This is a genomic window from Paraburkholderia bengalensis, from assembly GCF_037126505.1.
In the GTDB taxonomy this organism is placed as follows: Bacteria; Pseudomonadota; Gammaproteobacteria; order Burkholderiales; family Burkholderiaceae; genus Paraburkholderia; species Paraburkholderia bengalensis.
The window spans coordinates 12,387-34,820 of record NZ_JACFYJ010000045.1; the positions used below are offsets into that span (position 1 = coordinate 12,387).

A 22,434-nucleotide genomic window follows, 5' to 3' on the forward strand; every position below is an offset into this window, starting at 1 on the left:
CTTTATCGACCCGCGCGCACGGCGCGGACTGCCTTGAGAATTTCCTCGGCCGTCGCGGGGGCGTTGAGCGGCGGATTCACCTTGTAATCGCCGACAGCCGCGACGGCATCGCGGATCGCGAAGAACACCGAGAACGGCAGCAACAGCGGCGGCTCGCCCGTTGCCTTCGAGCGATGAATGCTGTCCTCCGCGTTGCGGTTCTTGAAGAGGCGCACGCGAAAATCGGGCGGCGTGTCGTTGACGGTCGGAATCTTGTACGTGGACGGCGCATGCGTCATCAGCTTGCCGCCCGCGTTCCACCACAGTTCTTCCGTCGTCAGCCAGCCCATGCCCTGGATGAAGCCACCTTCCACCTGGCCGACGTCGATGGCGGGATTCAGCGACGCGCCCACGTCATGCAGCGCATCGGCGCGCAGCACGCGCATTTCGCCCGTCAGCGTGTCGATCACGACTTCCGATACGGCCGCACCGTACGAGTAGTAGAAAAACGGCCGCCCTTGCAGCTTCGCCTGATCCCAATAGAGCCTGGGCGTGGCGTAGAAGCCGTCGGACCACAACTGCACGCGCGCGAGATACGCCTTCGCGATCACTTCCTCGAACGGCAAGATTGCGTCGCCGACCAGCACGCAGTCGCCTGCGAAGCGCACCTGCGATGCCGTCACTTCGCCCGCGCCGAATTTCTCCGCGGCAAAAACGGACAGACGCTCGCGCAACTGGCGCGCGGCATCCTGCGCGGCCTTGCCGTTCAGGTCGGAACCCGTCGATGCCGCCGTGGCCGACGTGTTCGCCACTTTCGACGTATCCGTCGCCGTCACGCGCACGCGGCCGAAGCTCACGCCGAGTTCGTGCGCGACCACTTGCGCGACCTTCGTGTTCAAACCCTGGCCCATTTCCGTGCCGCCGTGATTCACGAGCACGGAGCCATCGGTATAGATATGAACCAGCGCGCCCGCCTGGTTGAAGTGCGTGACGTTGAACGCGATGCCGAACTTGCAAGGCGTGAGCGCGAGGCCCTTTTTCAGCACCTCGTTGTTGCGGTTGAATTCGAGCACTTCGGCGCGGCGCCGGCGGTAATCGCTGGTCGCTTCGAGTTCGTCGATCAGTTCGTGAATCACGTTGTCTTCGACGATCTGGCCGTACGGCGTCTGGTTGCGCTCAGTCTTGCCGTACAGGTTGCGGCGGCGCACGTCGAGCGAATCCTTGCCGAGCGAGCGCGCGATGTCGTCGATGATGTATTCGATTGCGAACGCGCCCTGCGGGCCGCCGAAACCGCGAAACGCCGTGTTCGACTGCGTGTTGGTCTTGCCGCAGAAACCGTCGATGGCCACGTCCGACAGGAAGTACGCGTTGTCGAAGTGGCACACGGCGCGCGTCATCACGGGGCCGGACAGATCGGCGGAAAAGCCGCAGCGCGAGGTCATATCGACGGATACGCCCTCGATCAGCCCGTCGTCGTCGTAGCCGACGTCGTACGTGTAGTGGAAATCGTGGCGCTTGCCCGTGACCATCATGTCGTCGTCGCGATCGGGGCGCAGCTTGACGGGACACAGCAGCTTCCACGCCGCGAGCGACGCGCAACACGCGAACAGACCCGACTGCGATTCCTTGCCGCCGAAGCCGCCGCCCATCCGCCGGCATTCGACCAGCACGTTGTGCGAATGCACGCCGAGCACGTGCGCGACGAGATGCTGCATTTCCGTCGGATGCTGCGTCGAGCACCACACATGCATGCCGTCGTCGTCCTTCGGCACGGCGTACGAAATCTGCCCTTCCAGATAAAACTGCTCCTGGCCGCCGAGCAGCATTTCACCCGCGTCGCGATGCGTCGCGTGCGCGAGCTTCGTGGCTGCGTCGCCGCGCGCGAGTCGCATCGGCGGGATCACGCTCTGGTTCGCGGCGCGCGCCTGCTGCGCCGTCAGCACGGCGGGCAATTCCTCGAACTCGATGTCCGCGCGACGCGCACCAAGCCGCGCCGCATCGTGCGACGTCGCGACGACGATGAACATCGGCTGACCGACGTACTGCACGACGCCGTCCGCGAGAATCGGATCATCGCCTTTGACGATCGGCGCGCAATCGTTATGACCGGGGATGTCGCCTGCCGTGAACACGGCGACGACGCCGGGCGTCGCACGCACCTTGTCGAACGACATCGACAGAATCTTCGCGTGCGCTTTCGGCGACAGGCCAAGCGCCGCGTGCAGCGTGCCCGCGATTTCGGGGATGTCATCCGTATAAGTGGCGCGCCCGCTCACGTGCAGATGCGCGGATTCATGCGGACGCGACACGTGTACCTGCGTGAACTCGGCGAGTTCTTTTGCGTCCTTCAGGAACGGTTCGGCTTGCTGGTTCATTCTGTGGGTTCTCCGTGTTCCTTTGCGTCCTTAGGCTTCTGCACCAGCGTCGGCTCCAGCATCTGCACCGGCCGCGATAACCGCGCGCACATCGATCGCGCTCTTTTGCAGCGGATTGTTCGGACGCGTTTCGAGCCAGAAGCGATACAGCGTGTTCTTCGCCGCCTCGAGCCGGTAGTCGCTCGTCGCGCGCATGTCGGAGAGCGGTTGATAGTCGTTGCCAAGCGCGATCATCGCAGCCTGCGCCGTCGCTTCGTGCCAGTCGGCGTCGGCGAGTGCGGCTTCGGCGTGCGTCGCGCGCTTTGGTGTCGCCGCCATGCCGCCGAACGCGATGCGCGGCTCGCGGATCGTCTCGCCGTCGGCAATGAACGAGAACGCGGCGCACACGGCCGAAATGTCCGAATCGAAGCGCTTCGAAATCTTGTACGTGCGGAACGTGAAGTGTTTGCGCGCCTCGTTGCGCGCGGGCACCTTCAGCCCGACGACGAACTCGTGCTCCGCCATGTCCTTCTTCTGATACGCGAGGTACAGGTCTTCGAGCGGCAGCTCGCGCTCGATGTCGCCGCCGCGCAGCACGACGCGTGCGCCCAGCGCGATCAGCCCCGGCATCGAATCGCCGATGGGCGAGCCGTTGGCGACGTTGCCGCCCAGCGTGCCCGCGTTGCGGATGGGCAGCGACGCGAAGCGCTGCCACATCTCGGTGAGTTCGGGATACTGCTTCGCCAGTTCCGCATAGGCGCGCTCCACGGTCACGCCCGCGCCGATCTCGATCCAGTCGCCGTTCGTTTCGAGCTTGCACATTTCGTCGATCTGACCGACGTACACGATATGGCCGAGCTCGCGCATCATCTTCGTGACCCACAGGCCGATGTCGGTGCTGCCCGCGAGAATGCGCGTGCCGGGCGCGTCGGCCTTGATCTTCGCGAGCGCGGCGACGGTGCGCGGCGCGTCGAAGGTCTGGCCGTTGTGTTCGTAGTGGAAGGTGTCGGTGCGCCCGATTGCCGCGAGCTTTTCCGCAAGCGACTTCACGTCGACGGGCGCTTTCGGCGCGGGCAACTGGAACATGCGTTCGGCGGCCTCGATGATCGGCCGGTAGCCGGTGCAGCGGCACAGGTTGCCCGTCAGCGCGTTGGCGATATCGGCGCGGTTCGGCACCGTCCGGTTCGCGCATGCATGCTCGTGGCCGTGCTTCTCGTACATCGACCACATCGACATCACGAAGCCAGGCGTGCAGAAGCCGCACTGCGAGCCGTGGCACTCGACCAGCGCTTCCTGCACGGGATGCAGGCTGCCGTCGGGCTGGCGCAGGTCTTCGACGGTGAAGAGCGCCTTGCCGTCGAGCGTCGGCAGAAACTGGATGCACGCGTTGACCGCCTTGAAGCTGACGCCGCCCGCGTCGTCGCGCTCGCCGATGACGACGGTGCAGGCGCCGCAGTCGCCTTCGGCGCAGCCTTCCTTCGTGCCCGTGCAGCGCGCGTCTTCGCGCAGATATTGAAGGACGGTGCGGGTGACGGGCGCGTCGGCGATCTCACGGATCGCGTTGCGGTGGTAAAAGCGGATCGGCTGGCTCATGTCTCGTGCTCGTTTCGGTTGTTCGCGCCTGGATGGGGAGTGCGGCGGTGCGGCTGACGATTCGAAAAGTAGCATCATCAATATTCACAACCCATAGGCCCGATCGCATGGGGGACATACAGCTGGAGCGATAAATTGAGACGGGCGCGGCACGCAGCGCTTATGAAGCCGTGTCCGCTGAAAGCAATTTTTGCCCAATTTGGTTAGGTTGGGACACTCAGTCGCGCCGCTGCAGCCGGCTAAGTTTCGACAGGGAGGCGGAAAAATTGACGGAAATCCCTCAAAATGGCGGCAGTGCCCGTTTTTCCGGCGGGAAAATAATTAAGCAGGCGCTGCGGGGGGATCGGTTCCATGGGACAATCATGCCTTCCCGCCGATTTCAAGTCTCGTTTTCCCCATGTCCGCCGACTCCGCCAAGCCGCGCAGCGAATTTGCCGTCACGTTGCAGATCATTCCTGTCGTTTTCTTCACGTTTCTTTGCTACCTGACAATCGGCATTCCGCTGGCCGTGCTGCCGGGCTATGTCCACGACGATCTGGGCTATAGCGCCGTGATCGCAGGTCTGGCGATCAGCGTGCAGTACTTTGCGACGCTCGCGTCGCGCCCGCTCGCCGGACGCTCGGCGGATACGCTCGGGCCGAAGAAAACGGTGACGATCGGTCTGATCGGCTGCGGCGTGAGCGGCCTGCTGTTGCTGCTGGCCGTGCTCCTCGGCCGCTGGCCGGTGCTGAGCCTGAGCCTGCTGGTGCTGAGCCGGCTCGTGCTGGGCTTCGGCGAGAGCCTGTGCGGCACGGGCGCAATCCTGTGGGGCATCGGACGCGTCGGCACGACGAACAACGCGCGCGTGATCTCGTGGAACGGCATCGCCACGTATGGCGCGCTCGCGATCGGCGCGCCGCTCGGCGTCGCCATCGCGCACAACGTGGGCTTTTTCGCGCTCGGCGTCGTCGTGATCGCGCTGGCGGCGCTCGGCTTCTATCTCACGCGCCCAATTGCGGCCGTCCCCGTGGTTCACGGCGAGCGCATGTCGTACGGCAGCGTGTTCACGCGCGTGCTGCCGCACGGCATCGGGCTCGCGCTCGGCTCGGCGGGATTCGGCTCGATTGCGACGTTCATCACGCTGTTTTATGCGGCAAAGCACTGGCCGAACGCGGCGTTATCGTTGACGGTGTTCGGCACGCTGTTCATCGGCGCGCGCCTGTTGTTTGCGAACACGATCAAGACGTACGGCGGTTTCCGCGTGGCGATTGCGTCGTTTTCCTTCGAATGCGTCGGGTTGCTGTTGCTGTGGCTCGCGCCCGAGCCGCATGTCGCGCTGGCGGGCGCGGCGCTAACGGGGTTCGGATTTGCGCTGGTGTTTCCGGCGCTGGGCGTCGAGGCCGTCGGGCTGGTGCCGCCCGCTAGCCGCGGCGCGGCGCTGTCGGCGTACTCCGTGTTTCTGGACTTGTCGCTGGGTATTACCGGGCCGCTGGCGGGATATATCGCTGGCGAATTCGGTTACGGCTCGGTGTTTTTGTTCGCGGCTGTTGCAGCGGCGGCGGCCGTGGCGCTGTCGACCATGCTCTATTTGCGCAGTTCACGCACGCCGAACGCGCCTGCGGCGGCTTGAGGTTTTTGCGTCTGAGGCGCAGGCGTTGACGTGAGTTTTGTGGGTTTTGCTGGCATCCGCGCTTTGTCTTTGATGCGTTAGCGTTGCCCGAACACCGCACGGGCCCAACGCCGACGCCCACGCAAAATCCTTACTCCTCACGCCCACCCGCAAGCGCCCTCTCGAGCGCCGCCACGCCAGCCGGCAAATCCACTTCGACGCCAAGGTCCACCATCGTTCGCCCAAACGCGTGCAGCGTACGGAACAGGTTATGCGCGCGCGCCTGCTCGCCCATCTGCCCGATCCGCACGATCGGCAAACCGAACGATCCCGAGATCTCGACCTGGTGATAGCGCGAAATATGCCCGCAGATATCGGCGGGTGTCAGCGCCGTGCCCTGCCGCGCCGGCACCTCGATGCCGACCACGGAATTCAACCGGCACTCAGCCGGCGCGAACAGCTGCAAACCCATCGCGCTGATGCCCGCCTGCAAGGCGAGCGAGCACTTCAGATGCCGCGCAAAACGCTTCTCCAGTGTCTCGGCGCAAACCAGCCGCAGCGCCTCGTGCAATGCGAGCACGCCCGACACGGGCGCCGTGTAGTGATATCCCGCGTTGTGCCAGAAATTCTCGGCCAATGATGCATCCAGACACCAATGCGCACTGGCATGCGAGCGCCCTTTCACGCGCTCCCACGCGGCATCCGAAAACGCGATCAGCGACACGCCCGGAATCGACGAAAGCCCCTTCTGCCCGCCCGTGATCACGGCATCGATGCCCCACGCATCCATTTCGAGCGGCATCGTCGACAGCGTGCACACGGCATCGACGACGACCAGCGCGCCCGCCTTTTTCGCGAGTGCCGCGATGTCCTTCAGTTGATAGTTCCAGACGGTGTTGGACGTCTCGCCCTGCACGATCGTCACGATCTCGGGCCGCGTGCGCCGGATCGCTTCTTCGACCTGTTCGAGCGTCGCGACGGCACGGTCGCCGACTTCGAGCAGCGAGACGTCCGCGCCGACGCGCCGCCCCATTTCCGCCATCCGCGCGCTGAAAAAGCCGTTCTTGATGCTGAGCACGCGCGTGCCCTGCCACGCGAGGTTGGAGATCGCCATTTCCATCGCGGCCGAGCCCGGGCCTGCCACGCCCAGCACCCATTTCGAGTTCGTCTGGAACACGTAGCGGGCCATCGTCTTCACCTGTCCGACCACCTTGGCCATCGTGCCGCCCAGATGGTTGATGACGATCGCGTTGGCCTTCGCGACGGCGGCGGGAATCGGCACGGGGCCGGCGCCCATCATCAGGAGCGGCTCTTCGGGAAGAATCGCGTCGAGCGATTCGACTTCAGGACAGGGAACGACATGGGACGTTGTAGTGGTCATGATCGGAACGCAAGGGACGAAGGACAGGACAGAAAAAACAACCCGCCGCGCGCAGCAGACCTGCGGGCGGCGGGCTGATTTTTCCGATCATTCACCGATATGCGCGTTTGTGCAAGAGACGCATCCCGGTCTTCGCGCCCGAGATTGTCACTTGACCTCTTTGCGCTGCAGGTCCTTGCCCGTCTCCTTCCTGTAGCGCTCGACGTACTCTTCCGTGAGCTTGCGGATCGCGCGTCCGATCTTGCGGTAGTCGGACTCGTTGAGATTGGCGAGCGATACGCGTCCCGAAGGATGCTTCGTGCCGAAGCCCATGCCCGGCAGCAGCACCACGCGCGCGTCGGTTGCGAGACGGAACAGCAGCTCCGACGCCTCGGTATGCTGGAGCAGCCAGTCGACGAACTCGCGGCCGTACGCACGTTCGCCGAAATACTCCATGTCGATGATCGTGTAGTAGTCGACCTGGTTCGCGTCTTTCTCGTCGAACGCGATGCCGATTTCCTCGAACAGCGCGCGCTTGCGGTTGCGGATCAGGTGCTTGAGCGCGTTCTTGTAGGCGTCGGGCGTGTCCATCAGCGAAAACAGCGAGAACAGCACCATCTGCACCTGCTGCGGCGTCGACAGGCCCGCCGTGTGATTCAGCGCGACGGTGCGGCTGTCGGCCACCAGCCGGTCGATGAACTTCAGCTTGTCCGGCTCCGTCGTGATCGACTCGTAACGCTTGTGCAGAATCTTCTTCGTGTCCTTCGGCAACTCGGCAATCAGCTTGTCCATGACGTTGTCCTTGTGCGTCGCGATCGTGCCGAGGCGCCAGCCCGTCGCGCCGAAATACTTCGAGTACGAGTAGACGAGGATCGTGTTCTTCGGCGCGAGCGCGAACAGCGACACGAAGTCGTCGGCAAAGGTGCCGTACACGTCGTCCGTCAACAGGATCAGGTCCGGGCGCTCCTTGACGATCTGCGCAATGTATTCGAGGCTCTCGTCGCTGATCCTCACGGAAGGCGGATTGCTCGGATTCACGAGGAAGAACGCCTTCACCTTCGGGTCGCGCAGCTTGTCGAGTTCGGCCTTCGAGTACTGCCAGTTGTTCTCGACGTCGGCATCCAGATTGACGACGTTCAGTTCGTAGTCGTTGAGCGTCGGAATCTCGATGTACGGCGTGAAGATCGGGCGGCCGAGCGCGATGGTGTCGCCCGCCTTGATCAGGTGGTTCTGCTTCATCGTGTTGAAGATGTAGGTCATCGCGGCCGTGCCGCCTTCCACAGCGAAGATGTCGAACTCGCCGACGAACGGATACTTGCCGATCATCTCGCGCCGCAGATACTGCCCGACGATCACTTCCGACAGCTTCAGCATGCGGTCGGGCACGGGGTAATTCGACGCCAGAATGCCCTCGCACATCTCGTAGAGGAAATCGGTGCCCGACAGGCCCAGCTGATCGCGCACATACGACACGGCACCCGCGAGAAAGTCGATGCCCGGCGAGCCCTTGTTCTCGCGCAGGAACAGTTCGAAGCGCTCGGCCAGCCCTTCGCGCTTCGGAAAGCCGCCGACGCCCTCGGGCATGTACGTGAACGAGCGCTCCGACTCGCGCATCGCGAACAGGCCGAGCTGCCAGAAGCCGTGGCGCGGGATCGTCGCGAGAAAGTTCGGGTTGCCGCGGCCGGCGTTGAGCATCGAAACATTGGCGGGACGCTCGACGGCCCCGCCGCCCGCCGCCTTGATCAACTCGTCCTTCAGTTCGAACGGACTGAGCGCCTGCAGCGCCGCCTTGTCGTCACCCTTGCCGTTACCCTGTTTGTCCTTTGCCATGATGCGTTCTCCAGTAAAAGGGGGAAATGCGCCGGCGCGTCGCGGGCAGTGCCCGTCCGATACGGCGGCGACAGTCCTTGGCCAGCGGGACGCGCGCCCCGCCGGCGCATTCAGACCAGCCCGACGACGAGCGGTCCCAGCAACGTCAGCAGCACATTCGCGATCGCATAGGTGATCGCGAACGGCACGGTCGGCACGGCGCTTTCGGCCTTGTCTAGCACGCCGCCGAACGCCGGATTGGCGCTACGGGAGCCCGACAGCGCGCCCGCCAGAATGGCCGCGTTGTCGTAGCGCAGCACATAGCGGCCGAACAGCATCGTGAGCAGCAGCGGCAGCAGCGTGACGACCACGCCGAGCAGGAAGATCGTCAAGCCCAGCTGCTTGATCGTCGTCACGGCCTGCAGGCCCGAGTTCAGACCGACCACGGCGACGAACGCCGCGAGCCCGAAGTCCTGCAACAGGCGCGAAGCGGCAGGCGGCATCACGCCGTACATCGGGTGCTTGCCGCGCATCCAGCCGAACACGAGGCCCGCGAGCAGGCAGCCGCCGCCCGAGCCGAGCGTAAGCGGCACGCCGCCTATATTCACGACGATCAACCCGATCAGCAGTCCGACCACCATGCCGACGCCCATGTAGATGAAGTCGGTCTTGATCGAATACGGCAGCTCGTAGCCCGTCGCCTGCACCGCGCGCTTCGTGTCCTTCGCGGAGCCGAAGTACGTGAGCACGTCGCCGTGTTCGAGCTGTGTCTCGGGCAGGATCGGCACCGGCTGGCCGACCCGCGTGATGCTTTCGAGAAACACGCCATGCCGCAGGTCGCGGTCGACGTTTTCGCGCACCGTCCTGATCGTCGTATGGTTCATGCCCTTGCGCGTGAACACGGCCTGGCGCGTCTGCATCACGGCGCTGACGTCGGTCACGTCGGAGACTTCGATGCCGAGCTTGGGCGCGACGGGCACCATCCCTTCGCGCCGCCCGACGACGAGCACGACATCGTCGGCGGCCAGCACGACGTCCGGCGCGGGATCGATTTCCTTGCCGGCGCGCCGGATCTTCTCGATCGACACGAAGTCCTGCACGCTCATTTCGACCTCGGACACCTTGCGTCCCGCCGCCGGCCCGACCTTGAACGCGCGCCCGACCAGTTCGGGCAACGCCGCCATCTGTCCCGGCCCGCGCGACGGCGTGCCGCCCGAGAGTTTCGCTTCGGCATCGAGCGCGGCCGAGCGCAGGTCGCGCCCCATGAACTTCGGCAGGATGTTCACGCACACGATAATCGCGCCGAGCGAGCCGAACACGTAGGTCACGGCGTACGCGATCGCGACGTCCGACTGCAGCGACTTCACTTCTTCGGGCGGCAGACCGAGCCGCGCGATGGCGTCGCCCGCCGTGCCGATGATGGCCGACTGCGTGAGCGCGCCGCCCGCGAGCCCTGCCGCCAGCCCCTTGTTCAGATGGAAAATCTTCGCGCAGACGATCACGGTGATCAGCGCCGACACGGCCAGAAACAGCGCCATCGCGATTTCGCGCAGCGTGCGTCGGTTCAGCGAATTGAAGAACCCGGGTCCCGAGTCGTAGCCGACGGCATAGATGAACACGGCGAACATCACCGCCTTGACGCCGTTGTCGATCGACACGCCCGCCTGACTGATGACGACGGCCGCCAGCAGCGAGCCGCCGACGCCGCCCAGCTGAAATTTGCCGAAATTGATCTGGCCGATGAAATACCCGACGGCCAGCGAGAGAAATAAAGCGATCTCGGGCGATTTATGAAAGATGTTGTGTATCAGGTCCATCGTGCCCCCTCATTGAAAAGCGGGCGGGCTGCCCGCGACCGAACGCGGCGGACGATGTGGCACTACCGTCCGCCGCTCCTGCCCGTGCGCGCTCATCGCGAATCGCGTGGACATGCGATGCTGCTGGTTCGCGCTTCGGCTGTCCTTGCGCATTGGCAACCCGTCGCCCGGGTCAAAGCGCGAACTTCGCGGCCAGCCCGACCACGACGGGCCCCATCAGCGGCAACAGGATGTTCGACAGCGCGTAGGTGATCGTGTAGCCGATGACGGGCGTCGAGTTGCCCGTCACGCCGACGAGCGCGCTGATCGCGGGCGTGCTGCACTGCTGGCCGGCAATCGCGCCCAGCAGCGTCACCGGGTCGAGCTTCAGGAGCATGCGGCCGACCCACAGCGACAGCAGCCCCGGCACCAGCACCATCAGGATTCCCACGATGGGCAGCGCGAGCCCGTACTCGCGCACGAGCTTGATCGCGTCCGGACCGGCGGACAGGCCGACGGCGGCGATGAACGTCGCCAGTCCGAAGTCCTTGAGGATCTGCGCGGCCGCCGACGGCAGCGAGCCGACCACGGGATAACGCGAGCGAATCCAGCCGAACAGCAGTCCCGACAGCAGACAGCCGCCGCCCGTGCCGAGCGCGAGCGTCATGCCGCCGAACGTGCCCGACAGCCGCCCGATCGCCATGCCGATCAGCACGCCGAGGCCGAGATAGACAAAGTCGGTCTTGAGCGTCGCGGGCAGGATGTAGCCGAGCCGCTGCGCGCCGCGCATGACGTCGGCCTTCGCGCCGACCAGCGTCAGCACGTCGCCGCGATTAAGTTCGGTGCCCGGCAGCGCGGGCACGCGCGTCTCCAGCCGCGTGACGGCCGCGATGTAGACGCCGCGCCCCTGCGCCGGGTCGGCGCGTTCACGCAACTGGCGGATCGTCGCGCCGTGCGCGTCCTTGCGCGTCAACACCACGTCGACGGTGTCGGCGAGCGCCGTCGAGAAGCCGTGACCCGACGCCACTTCGTCGCCGAGCGCGGGTGCCGCGGCCACCAGCGCCTCGCGCCGGCCGTTGACCAGCACGAAGTCGCCCGCCGCAAGCGCCAGTTCAGGCGTGACGGCGAGCGGCGCGCCGCCGCGCTCGATCTGTTCGACGGTCAGGTTGTGGCCGTACTGCGCCTCGAATGCACCAACGGCGACGCCTGCCGCCCGTCCCACGCGAAACGCGCGGCCCACCAGCGCAGGGGCGGCCAGCCGCTTGCCCTCTTCGAGCGAGTCTCCGCCGCCCAGCTGCCGCCACACACGCTCGGCTTCGTCGCGCAGATTCACGCGCATCAGCAGCGCCGCGAACTGACTGGTAAACAGCACAATCGTGATAAGACCGAACAGATAGCTGACGCTGTAAGCCGTGACGATGTTCGCTTGCAGCCGCAACGTCTCGGCGTCGCCGAAGCCCAGTTTCGCGACGGCCTCCGAGGCCGTGCCGATGACGGCCGATTCCGTCGCCGCGCCCGCCAGCAGTCCCGCCGCCGTGCCCGCGTCCAGATGCAGCACCGCGACGGCGATCATCACCAGCACGAGCACCGAGACGATCTCGACAATCGACAGCAGCCCGTAGCGCCAGCCGCGCCCGATATTGGCGAAAAACTGCGGACCGCCCGTGAAGCCGAGCGCGAAGATGAACAGTGCGAACGCGATGTTCTTGAGATCGGGGGCGATGCGCGCGCCCGTCTGCCCGAGCAGCAATGCGACAATCAGCGTGCCGCATACTCCGCCAAGCTGGATCGGACCAATTTTGATCGATCCAATCAGATATCCGAGCGCAAGGCTCGCGAACAGGGCAATCTCCGGCTGAGCCTTAAGCAATTCAGCGACCATGTTCGGATTTCCCGAAAAGCGGCTGGTTTTATGAATCTTTTTAAAAGCGCGAGGCCACGATTAATCCGGACGTCATTTAATCGCGATTTAGAAAAAGCGCACGAATATCCCCCGGAATTAACCGGTGAATTCGAAACGGAATGTGGGGTCCGCCGGTGACACGTTCGCGCCGGCTCCGTTTGACGGATTCGACGGACCGCCTTGCATCAGCTGGTGTTGCTGGCGTTGGCAGACATGGTTCCCTCGCAAAGTTGTCGAACAACCTGAACACGGCTTTACAGCCGATGGGGGTTTTTATGTCGGTGTTATTAAGCTGGCGGAATCGCAATGCGCCTTTTCTGAAAATGACAGGGTATTGGCCTTTTACAAGTACGCAATAAGCGTCATCGTTTTCAAGAAATATTGTAATCGCCGGCAACTGTCAATATTATTTTTGAACCGGTGACTCAGTTTCTTGCGCCGGCACCGCTTGCATTCGCAAGCGATTTCCGGCATCAAACCCGCAAAGGCTGACGCAGCTATCTGCCGCACGCCACAACCGGGTCAACGACGCGCGGCAGCACCGCGCTTTACGAGGGCGCCAACATGAACCAGATCTACGCAATGCGGGTATTCGTCCGGGTGGCCGAAACCCAGAGCTTCAGACGCGCGGCCCAGCAGCTGAAGGTATCGAACGCGCTCGTCACGCGCTCGATCGCCACGCTCGAAGCGCATCTGCATGCACGCCTCATCAATCGCACGACGCGCAACCTGTCTCTGACGGAAGCGGGCGTGCACTACCTGGAGGGCTGCCGCGGACTGCTAGAGGAACTCGACCATCTGGAAGGCTCCGTCGCGGGCACGGAGCGCGAGCCGGGCGGCACGCTGCGCGTCGTCGCGACGGGCGCGCTGTCGCCGCAGGCGCTGACGCAATTGCTCGACGGCTACCGCCGGCGCTGCCCGCGGGTGCGAATCCGGCTGACGCTCGCCGAGCGCGCGCCGCATCTGATCGAAGACGGCTACGACGTGGGGCTGTTCATCGCCGGTCCGTCGCCGTCGGGCGCGGCGGCGGATACGGACAGCGTCGAGCTGTCGTTCGCGACGCAGCGGCTCGTGCCTTGCGCGTCGCCGTCCTACCTGGCCGCCCGCGACGAGCCGCATCATCCCGAGCATCTCGCGCTGCATACGTGCATCGCGGCGCCCGTCGAGCCGCGCGGGCCCGTCGTCTGGCATTTCGTCGATGGCGACGGCGACGCGCAGCCCGTCTCGATCGAACCGTCGTACATGGTCAACAGCGCGCTGCTCGTGCGCCTCGCGGCGATCGCGGGCATGGGCGTCGCGGTGCTGCCCGAGCCGCTCGTCGCCGACGACTTCGCAACGGGCGCGTTGAAGCGCATCATGCAGGACTACACGGTCGACGAATCGCAGGCCAGGGTGTCGCTGGTGTATCCGCGCCGCCGCCATTTGCCCGCCAGGACGCGCGCGTTCGTCGATTACACGGTCGAGCATGCGGGTTGCGGGCAGTCGCCCCTTCCCGCCAACGCGCATGCCATAGTCGCGCACGATCTGCACATCGCGCAGCACGCTTCGTAAGCCGCGCGTTTGCGCCGGGTCGGTTGTGCCCAACGGGAGGCCACGAGCCATGCGCATGATCCTGTTCAGCAGCCGCCAGTACGACATCGACACGTTCACCGAAGCGAACGCGGCGTTCCGCTACGAGCTGCATTTTCACGAGTCGCATCTCGAAGCAGACACGGCCGTCCTCGCGCAGGGCTACGACGTCGTGTGTCCGTTCGTCAACGACTGCGTCGATGCCCCGACGCTCGAGCGCCTGCACGCGGGCGGCACGCGCCTCATCGCGCTGCGCTCGGCGGGTTTCAATCACGTCGATCTGGCGGCGGCGCAGCGGCTGGGCATGGCCGTGGTCAGAGTGCCCGCCTATTCGCCGTATGCCGTGGCCGAGCACGCCGTGGGGCTGATTCTCGCGTTGAACCGCAAGCTGGCGCGCGCGTTCGCCCGCACGCGCGAAGGCGATTTCTCGCTGAACGGGCTGCTCGGCTTCGACCTGCACGGCAAGACGGTCGGCGTGATCGGCACGGGCACCATCGGCCGGTGCTTCGCGCGCATCATGGCGGGCTTCGGCATGCAGGTGCTCGCGCATGATCCCGGGCCGCCCGCAACGGAACTGATCGCGCTTGGCGGGCGCTACGTGCCGCTCGACACGCTGCTCGCGCACGCGGACATCGTGAGCCTGCATTGCCCGCTGCTGCCGTCCACGTATCACATGATCGACAGCCACGCGCTCGCGAAGATGAAGCGCGGCGCGATGCTGATCAACACGGGGCGCGGCGGGCTCGTCGAAAGCAATGCGCTGATCGGCGCGCTGAAAAGCGGCCAGCTTGGGCATCTCGGGCTGGACGTGTACGAGGAAGAAGGCGGCATCTTCTTCGAGGATCACTCGAACCTGCCGCTGCAAGACGACGTGCTCGCCCGGCTTCTGATGTTCCCGAACGTGATCGTCACCGCGCACCAGGCGTTCTTCACACGCGAGGCGATGTCGGAGATCGCGCAGACGACGCTCGGCAATGTCGAAGCCTGGCGCGACGGCACGCCGCGCAACGTCGTCGAGCCGCCGCCCGCGAACGGTTGAGGCGCGCGCCACGCACGGGCGCGCACGCGCATCGATACGTGCCGTGCCGATGCGCGTTCAGTTGTTCGTCTGTTGAATAGCGTACGGGTCAGGTGCGCGAGATGGCGTCCGCGTCGGCGAAAGCGGGACGCAACGCCGTGCGCGCATCGTCGGGCGCGCCGCAGAACTGGCGCAGCAGCGCCGCTTCGCGCTCGTGCACTTCGACGGGAAACCACACGGCGCCCGCCGCAAGCATGTAGCGCGCGCGGTGCTGCCCGTTGCGAAACGCGACCACGCCTTCGTGCTCGAGCCGCAGCCAGCCGAGCAATCCCGGCGCACAGCGCGTCGTGATGGTCACGTAGGGCATCTGCGGAATGCGCGCGTTCGCCGGATCGAGAAACTCGCGGATGCCGCGCACCTTGCCCTGATGCCATTCGTCCACGGGGCGCAGCACGTAATCCGTTTCGTCGCGATCCGCGCATGCCAGCAGCTTGCGCGCATCGACGAGCACGACCTGGTGCCGCGTGCCGTCCGTCGTGAAGACGCGCCTCAGGCGCACGTGCGCATAGTGCGGATGAGCGTGCAGCGGAACGATCCAGACAGGCTCGTTGCCCGATGGCGGCGAGACCGCGGAAGACGTGGTCGGTGATTCCATTAATGAGGACATAGGGCGTACTCCCTGCGCCGGTGCGTGCACGCGCCCTGGCTGTTCAAAATTCACCTAAGCTACGAGTCGATTGTTAAAACCGCGTGAACTGATGACAGGCGATTCGCGCTGCATCGCCGCCTGTTCGTCACGCATCGTCGCCGAGGCTGTTGCTCCTGCTTTAGCGGTCGTTTGGCGCGCTTCTTTAGGGTGTCGAAGCATGCCTCGCGCCTTTATTTGCCTTTACTTGCTGCCCTGTTTTCAGTCCAGCGGTTTCACCGATCCGTCGCAGCGGAGACAACGATGGCTAGCGAACACTTCAGCGAACACGTACGAATCGAATTTGCACAAACAAACGCAAGTGCACAGAACAAGCAAGTCGCGGACCCGTTCGACGCCGTCGCAACCATCGTGATCGACCGGCCGGCGCGCCGCAATGCCGTCGACCGTCCGACGGCCGAGGCGCTCGCGGCCGCCTTCCGCCGCTTCGAGGCCAACGACGCGTGGCGCGCCGCCGTGCTGACGGGCGCGGGCGGCACGTTCTGCGCGGGCGCGGACCTCTCTGCTCTGCAAGACGACGCACGGCGCAATGAATTGCATGCCGACGGCAGCGGCCCCGGCCCGATGGGCCCGACGCGGATGAGGTTCACGAAGCCGGTGATCGCGGCGATTGCGGGGCACGCGGTGGCGGGCGGACTGGAACTGGCGGCGATGTGCGATCTGCGCGTGGTCGAAGAAGATGCCGTGCTCGGTGTGTTCTGCCGGCGCGTGGGCATTCCGCTGATCGACGGCGGGACGATCCGGCTGCCGCGTCTGATCGGCCAGTCGCGCGCGCTCGATCTGATCCTGACGGGCCGCGCCGTGAGCGCCGATGAAGCGCTCGCGTTCGGTCTCGCGAATCGCATCGTGCCGAAGGGCGCGGCGCGCGCGGCCGCCGAACAGCTCGCCGCCGATCTCGCAGCGTTTCCACAAGCCGCACTGCTCGCCGACCGCCGCTCCGTCTACGACAATTCGCCCCTCGACGATCTCGCCGAAGCCCTGCGCCGCGAAGGCGCGGGCGGGTATCGCGCGGTGTTCGAACAGGGCCTTGCAGGCGCGGCTGCGTTCGCCGCGGGCGCAGGGCGTCACGGCAGTTCGCTCGCCCCCGCGCCGGACAAAAAAGTCCCTTGAAATAAGGGCTTTTCTCGTCCGGATGGCGGCGCAATCGAGTCGTTATCGACGAAATACAACAGTGCGCGAACGTTAGCGCATGGCGGGATCGGCTTAGGTACAATCCCCTACTGACTTACCCTTGCCGGCGCCTGCGCACTCGTCCCGAAAGCGCGCGACGGCACCGCGCGCGGCGCTCCCGTCCGCCCGCGCGACCCTCCCGCGACATTCCCATCATGCCTTTGCCCCTGCTTGCACTAGCCGTTGCCGCGTTCGGAATCGGTACCACCGAGTTCGTCATCATGGGGCTGCTGCCCGATGTCGCGCGCGATCTGAGCGTGTCGATTCCGGCGGCGGGCATGCTGGTGTCCGCGTACGCGCTGGGCGTGACGATCGGCGCGCCCATCGTCGCGATCGCGGTCGCCAACATGCCGCGCAAAAAAGCGCTGATGAGCCTGATCGGCATCTTCATCCTCGGCAATCTGCTGTGCGCGATCGCACCGGGCTACGCGGTGCTGATGGCCGCGCGCATTGTCACGGCGTTCTGCCACGGCGCGTTCTTCGGCATCGGCTCGGTGGTCGCGGCGGGGCTCGTCGCGCCGAATCGCCGCGCGCAAGCCATTGCCCTCATGTTCACGGGGCTCACGCTCGCCAACGTGCTCGGCGTGCCGCTCGGCACGGCGCTCGGCCAGGCCGTCGGCTGGCGCGCCACCTTCTGGGCCGTGACGGGCATCGGCGTGATCGCGGCCGTCGCGCTCGCGCTGTGCCTGCCATCGAAGATCGACATGCAGAAGGCGAGCCTGGTGCACGAATTCACCGTGTTGAAGAATCCGCAGGTCCTGATGGTGCTGGGCACGAGCGTGCTGGCGTCGGCGAGTCTCTTTTCGACGTTCACCTACATCACGCCGATCCTCGAAGACGTCACGGGCTTCACGCCACATGCCGTCACGATGGTGCTGCTGCTGTTCGGCCTCGGGCTGACGGTGGGCAGCACGCTCGGCGGCAAGCTCGCGGACTGGCGCCCCGTGCAGTCGCTGCTGTCGTTCCTGCTCGCGATCGTCGCGATCCTGTCCGTCTTCGCGATGACGATGCACAGCGAAATCCCCGCGATGACCACGATTTTCCTGTGGGGCGTGCTGGCGTTCGCCATCGTGCCGCCGCTGCAGATGCTCATCGTCGACCGTGCGAGCAGCGCGCCGAATCTCGCTTCGACGCTCAATCAAGGCGCCTTCAATCTCGGCAATGCGACGGGCGCATGGCTCGGCGGTATGGCCATCGGCGCGGGCGCGCCGCTCACGTCGCTGCCCTGGGTCGGCGTCGCGACGGCCGCGGCTGCCGTGGCGCTGACGTGGTGGTCGGTGTCGCTCGACCGGCGCTTGCCCGTGGCGGGCTGAGCGCGCCGCCCGTCATTCGGAAGCCGCAGATCGCGCCGTCGGCGGGTGCGCGCGACAGGCGTGCGGTGTAGCATCACGCCCGTTATGAAAGTCGTCTTCTCCCGTGATTTCCTCGCGCTGATCCTGAGCGTGGCCGTGGTCGGCCTCGGCAGCGGCGCGACACTTCCCCTCACTGCCCTTGCGCTGTCGCAAGCGGGATACGGCACCGACGTGGTCGGCCTGCTGACGGCCGCGCAGGCGGGCGGCGGCCTGCTGGTCGTGCCCGTCGCTGGCCGGATCGCCGCGCGCTGCGGCGGCCGCGAGGCAATCATCGGCTCGGTGCTGATCGTCGCCATCGCGACGGCGCTGATGCAACTCACGTCGAACCTGTTCGTCTGGGCCTTGTTGCGCGTGCTGTGCGGCGCGGCGCTGATGCTGCTCTTCACGATCGGCGAAGCCTGGGTCAACCAGCTCGCCGACGACGCCTCTCGCGGCCGCGTCGTCGCCATCTATGCGACCAATTTCACGCTGTTCCAGATGGCGGGCCCCGTGCTCGTCAGTCAGATTGCGCGGTTCGATCATTGGCGATTTCTGATCTGCGGCGTGATCTTTCTGATCGCGTTGCCGGTGCTGTCGATGATCCGCTCGACGCCTCACGCCGCCGACGAACACGAGCCGCACGGCAGCTGGCGTCACGTTCTGCCGCAAATGCCCGCGCTCGTGATCGGCACCGGCTTCTTCGCGCTGTTCGACACCATCGCGTTGTCGCTGATGCCGCTCTTCGCGATGGCGCACGGCGTGCCGGGCGAGGTCGCCGTGCTGTTCGCGTCCACGCTGCTGCTCGGCGACACGACGATGCAGTTCCCGATCGGCTGGCTTGCCGACCGGCTGGGGCGCGAGCGCGTGCACATCGGCTGCGCGGTGCTCGTCGTCGCACTGCTGCCGCTCTTGCCGTTGGCCGTGGCGTCGCCGTGGCTGTGCTGGCCGCTGCTCTACGTGCTCGGCGCAGCGGCGGGCGCGATCTATACGTTGTCGCTGGTCGCGTGCGGCGAGCGCTTTCGCGGCGTGGCGCTGGTGTCGGCGAGTTCGCTCGTGGGCGCGTCGTGGAGCATCGCGAGCTTCGGCGGACCGCTGATCGCGGGTGCGTTGATGAAGAGCGTCGGCAACGACGCGATGATCGGGGTGGTGCTCGCGAGCGCGCTGGCGTTTCTCGCGGCGGCCTTGTGGGAGAAGCGACGCGGCGTGGCGAGCGCCGCGTCGTGAGATGTTTCCCTCCGCGCGTGCCGGACGGTGTGCGCGGAGGGTCGAAGGCGCTTCAGCCCGCGAAGTCGGCGAGCATCAAGCGCGGCGACGGCCTCACGCATGCGCCGGCAAAATCTCGCCGACACACGTGCCGAACCCGACGCGATAGCCGTCGCCCTGACACCATCCTGCCAGCGTCAGCACGTCGCCATCTTCGATGAACGCGCGCGTGCCGCCCTCTTCCAGCTGCAGCGGCTTCTTGCCGTTCCACGTCAGTTCGAGCAGGCTGCCGAACGAATCGTCGGTGTGGCCGCTGATCGTGCCCGAGCCCATCAGATCGCCGACGCGCGTATTGCAGCCCGACACCGTGTGATGCGCCAGTTGCTGCGCCATCGTCCAGTACATGTGGCGGAAGTTCGTGCGCGCGATCGTGGTCGCTTGCTGCGCATCGCGCGGCTTCAGCAGCACTTCGAGCGAAATGTCGAACGCGTGCTTGCCGGCGTGGCGCAGATAGTCGAGCGGCTGCGGGTCCTGGGCGGGCTGCGCGACGCGGAACGGTTCGAGCGCGTCGAGCGTGACGATCCACGGCGAGATCGTCGTCGCGAAGCCTTTGGAGTTGAACGGCCCGAGCGGCACGTATTCCCATTGCTGGATGTCGCGCGCGCTCCAGTCGTTCAGCAGCACCATGCCGAAGATATGGTTCTCCGCGTCCTCGCACGCAATCGGCTCGCCGAGCGCATTGCCGCGTCCGACGATAAAACCCGTCTCCAGTTCGATATCGAGCTTGCGGCACGCGCCGAACACGGGCCGCTCCTGATCAGGCAGCTTCAGCTGGCCGTTCGGACGGCGCACAGGCGTGCCGCTCACCACCACCGACGAAGCGCGCCCGTTGTAGCCGATGGGAATTTCCAGCCAGTTCGGCAGCAGTGCATTCTTCGGATCACGGAACATCGAGCCGACGTTCGTCGCGTGCTCTTTCGACGAATAAAAGTCCGTGTAGCCCGGAATCTGCACGGGCAGATGCAGCGTGGCGTCGGCCATGCGGATCAGCGCGCGGTGCTTCAGTTCGGCGTCGTCGCGCAGCGTCGCGTGATCGCGCGACAACAGCCTGCTCAACTGGATGCGCACGCTGCGCCAGGTATCGCGGCCGAGCGCGACGAAGTCGTTCAGCGCGTCGCGCACGAACACACTGCCGCCTTCACCCGACGACGGCACCGTCAGGAGACCCGCGCTTTCCAGCGCGGCCAGATCGACGATGCAATCGCCGATCGCCACGCCCGCGCGGCGCGTCGCGTTCAGGCCGTCGCTAAAAATGCCGAACGGCAGGTTCTGGATCGGGAAATCGCAGGACGCGTCATTGGCCGACTCGACCCAACTCTTGCGCGACGCGTCGAGCGTCGCCTGAAGATCGCTCGATGCGTTCATCGTTGCTCCGGATTGAAGTGTTTCTTGAGACCTTGCCAGCATTCGTAGTAACGCGCCTGAAGCTGCGCCGTTTCGAGCGCGAAACGCGTCGGCTTGAGCAGCGTGCGCGTCTCGAACATGAAGGCCATCGTGTTGTCGACCTTGTTCGGCCTCGACGTGTCGAGGTTGGACGCCTTCTCGAACGTGTCGGCGTCGGGGCCGTGGCCCGCCATGCAGTTGTGGATGCTCGCGCCGCCCGGCACGAAGCCTTCCGCCTTCGCGTCGTACGCGCCGTGCACGAGGCCCATGAACTCGCTCGCGACATTGCGATGGAACCAGGGCGGGCGGAACGTATCTTCGGCGGCGAGCCAGCGCGGCGGGAAGATCACGAAATCGATCGTGTCGACGCCCGGCGTGTCGCTTTGCGCCTGCAGCACGAGGAAGATCGACGGGTCCGGGTGGTCGAAGCTGATCGAGCCGATGGTATTGAAATGGCGCAGATCGTACTTGTACGGCGCGTAGTTGCCGTGCCACGCGACGACATCGAGCGGCGAATGGTCGATGTCCGCGCGCCACAGATGGCCGTTCATCTTCGCGACCAGTTCGAAGTCGCCCTCGCGGTCTTCGTAGGCCGCATGCGGCGTGAGGAAATCGCGCGGATTGGCGAGGCCGTTCGAGCCGATCGGCCCGAGGTCCGGCAGCCGCAACAGCGCGCCGAAGTTCTCGCAGATGTAGCCGCTCGCTTTGCCATCCGGCAACGTCACGGAAAAGCGCACGCCGCGCGGAATCACCGCGATCTCGAACGGCTCGACCTCGAGCTTGCCCATTTCCGTGAAGATCGACAGACGCCCGGCCTGCGGCACGATCAGTAGTTCGCCGTCCGCGTTGTAGAAATAGCGGTTCTGCATCGGCTGGTTGGCCGCGTACAGGTGGATCGCGCAACCGCTCATTGCTTCCGCCGATCCGTTGCCCGCCATCGTCACCCAGCCGTCGATGAAATCGGTCGGCTCGGCGGGCATCGGCAGCGGGTCCCAGCGCAGCTGGTTGGGCGGCGTCGGCGGCACGTCGGCGAAATTCGCGACGAGCCGGTGCGACGACAGCGCCGTGAACGGCTGATGCACCGCGGCCGGCCGGATGCGGTACAGCCACGAGCGGCGGTTGTGGCCGCGAGGCGCGGTGAACGCCGTGCCCGACAGCTGTTCGGCATATAGACCGTACGGCGCGCGCTGCGGCGAGTTGCGGCCCTGCGGCAGAGCGCCGGGCAGGGCCTCGGTGGCGAATTCGTTGGCGAAGCCAGACTGATAGCCCGGCTGGATTTCGCGTCGTGTGGACGATTCCATGCAAAGTCTCCGATGAATCTCAAACGGTCTGCGTTTCCCTGAACCGCGTCGCTGCCGGGTTGCGACGGCGAGCGTCAGCATCGGCACGGCGGAGCAAGCTACGCGGACGGCGGCCGCGTGGAACAGCTCAGGCGCACCCGCAATCGAGATTTACGAATGGTAAAACAGATTATGATTAGTGAAATTAACGTATACCCTCGGTTCGCACCGGATCGCCCCACGAACGACGAAATCCATATCAGTATTTGGTGCATGAAAGCGCGGTCGCCGCTGCTACCATCGAACCATGCGGCACGCGCCGCCCTTTCACA

At 65.5% G+C, this 22,434-nt stretch carries 15 protein-coding genes; 6 read left to right on the top strand and 9 right to left on the bottom strand.

Features of this window, described 5'->3' with window-relative positions:
* Positions 1–2: 2 nt before the first annotated feature.
* A complete protein-coding gene (gene xdhB, locus H3V53_RS24195) occupies positions 3–2,354 on the bottom strand; it encodes a xanthine dehydrogenase molybdopterin binding subunit (RefSeq protein ID WP_336600120.1) in 2,352 nt (783 codons plus the stop codon).
* A 30-nt stretch (positions 2,355–2,384) separates the two neighbouring features.
* Positions 2,385–3,926, bottom strand: coding sequence for a xanthine dehydrogenase small subunit (xdhA, locus tag H3V53_RS24200; protein WP_336600121.1), 1,542 nt, complete (start codon positions 3,924–3,926; stop codon positions 2,385–2,387).
* A 397-nt stretch (positions 3,927–4,323) separates the two neighbouring features.
* On the opposite strand from xdhA, the gene H3V53_RS24205 reads away from it, so the two are divergent.
* On the top strand, positions 4,324–5,535 hold the full coding sequence (locus H3V53_RS24205; protein ID WP_336600122.1) for an MFS transporter: 1,212 nt from the start codon (positions 4,324–4,326) through the stop codon (positions 5,533–5,535).
* Positions 5,536–5,665: 130 nt separating this feature from the next.
* On the opposite strand, the gene H3V53_RS24210 is transcribed toward H3V53_RS24205, so the two are convergent.
* The 4 genes from H3V53_RS24210 to aspT (H3V53_RS24225) all read right to left on the bottom strand — a co-directional run bounded on the left by H3V53_RS24210 (position 5,666) and on the right by aspT (H3V53_RS24225) (position 12,361).
* The gene (locus H3V53_RS24210) at positions 5,666–6,895 is read right to left on the bottom strand and encodes a pyridoxal-phosphate-dependent aminotransferase family protein (protein WP_336600123.1); all 1,230 of its coding nucleotides are present in this window, start codon (positions 6,893–6,895) and stop codon (positions 5,666–5,668) included.
* Between the two features lie 147 nt (positions 6,896–7,042).
* Positions 7,043–8,704 carry a bifunctional aspartate transaminase/aspartate 4-decarboxylase gene (locus tag H3V53_RS24215; protein WP_336600124.1) on the bottom strand — a complete coding sequence of 554 codons (1,662 nt, stop codon included), beginning with the start codon at positions 8,702–8,704 and terminating at the stop codon, positions 7,043–7,045.
* 110 nt (positions 8,705–8,814) lie between these two features.
* Entirely contained in the window at positions 8,815–10,500 is a 1,686-nt protein-coding gene (gene aspT / locus H3V53_RS24220; protein WP_336600125.1) for an aspartate-alanine antiporter, read from the bottom strand.
* 172 nt (positions 10,501–10,672) lie between these two features.
* The gene (gene aspT / locus H3V53_RS24225; protein ID WP_336600126.1) at positions 10,673–12,361 is read right to left on the bottom strand and encodes an aspartate-alanine antiporter; all 1,689 of its coding nucleotides are present in this window, start codon (positions 12,359–12,361) and stop codon (positions 10,673–10,675) included.
* Between the two features lie 585 nt (positions 12,362–12,946).
* Between aspT (H3V53_RS24225) and H3V53_RS24230 the strand changes: the two genes are divergently transcribed.
* Positions 12,947–13,933, top strand: coding sequence for a LysR family transcriptional regulator (locus tag H3V53_RS24230; protein WP_336600127.1), 987 nt, complete (start codon positions 12,947–12,949; stop codon positions 13,931–13,933).
* Between the two features lie 49 nt (positions 13,934–13,982).
* Positions 13,983–14,990 carry a 2-hydroxyacid dehydrogenase gene (locus H3V53_RS24235; protein WP_336600128.1) on the top strand — a complete coding sequence of 336 codons (1,008 nt, stop codon included), beginning with the start codon at positions 13,983–13,985 and terminating at the stop codon, positions 14,988–14,990.
* An 88-nt stretch (positions 14,991–15,078) separates the two neighbouring features.
* Here the strand turns inward: H3V53_RS24235 and H3V53_RS24240 are convergent, their stop codons facing one another.
* Positions 15,079–15,636 (bottom strand): plasmid fertility inhibition factor family protein, encoded by a 558-nt coding sequence (locus tag H3V53_RS24240; protein ID WP_336600129.1) that lies wholly within the window; start codon positions 15,634–15,636, stop codon positions 15,079–15,081.
* Positions 15,637–15,918: 282 nt separating this feature from the next.
* Between H3V53_RS24240 and H3V53_RS24245 the strand changes: the two genes are divergently transcribed.
* The 3 genes from H3V53_RS24245 to H3V53_RS24255 all read left to right on the top strand — a co-directional run bounded on the left by H3V53_RS24245 (position 15,919) and on the right by H3V53_RS24255 (position 19,400).
* Complete coding sequence (locus H3V53_RS24245; protein ID WP_336600130.1) at positions 15,919–16,785, top strand: crotonase/enoyl-CoA hydratase family protein; 867 nt, start codon at positions 15,919–15,921, stop codon at positions 16,783–16,785.
* 215 nt (positions 16,786–17,000) lie between these two features.
* Positions 17,001–18,158, top strand: coding sequence for an MFS transporter (locus H3V53_RS24250; RefSeq protein WP_336600131.1), 1,158 nt, complete (start codon positions 17,001–17,003; stop codon positions 18,156–18,158).
* Between the two features lie 84 nt (positions 18,159–18,242).
* A complete protein-coding gene (locus H3V53_RS24255; protein WP_336600132.1) occupies positions 18,243–19,400 on the top strand; it encodes an MFS transporter in 1,158 nt (385 codons plus the stop codon).
* A 93-nt stretch (positions 19,401–19,493) separates the two neighbouring features.
* Here the strand turns inward: H3V53_RS24255 and fahA are convergent, their stop codons facing one another.
* Together fahA and hmgA are read right to left on the bottom strand one after the other, a co-directional pair.
* The gene (gene fahA / locus H3V53_RS24260) at positions 19,494–20,804 is read right to left on the bottom strand and encodes a fumarylacetoacetase (RefSeq protein ID WP_336600133.1); all 1,311 of its coding nucleotides are present in this window, start codon (positions 20,802–20,804) and stop codon (positions 19,494–19,496) included.
* The gene (hmgA, locus tag H3V53_RS24265) at positions 20,801–22,123 is read right to left on the bottom strand and encodes a homogentisate 1,2-dioxygenase (RefSeq protein ID WP_336600134.1); all 1,323 of its coding nucleotides are present in this window, start codon (positions 22,121–22,123) and stop codon (positions 20,801–20,803) included. Before hmgA ends, fahA begins: the two co-directional genes overlap by 4 nt.
* Positions 22,124–22,434 lie beyond the last annotated feature (311 nt).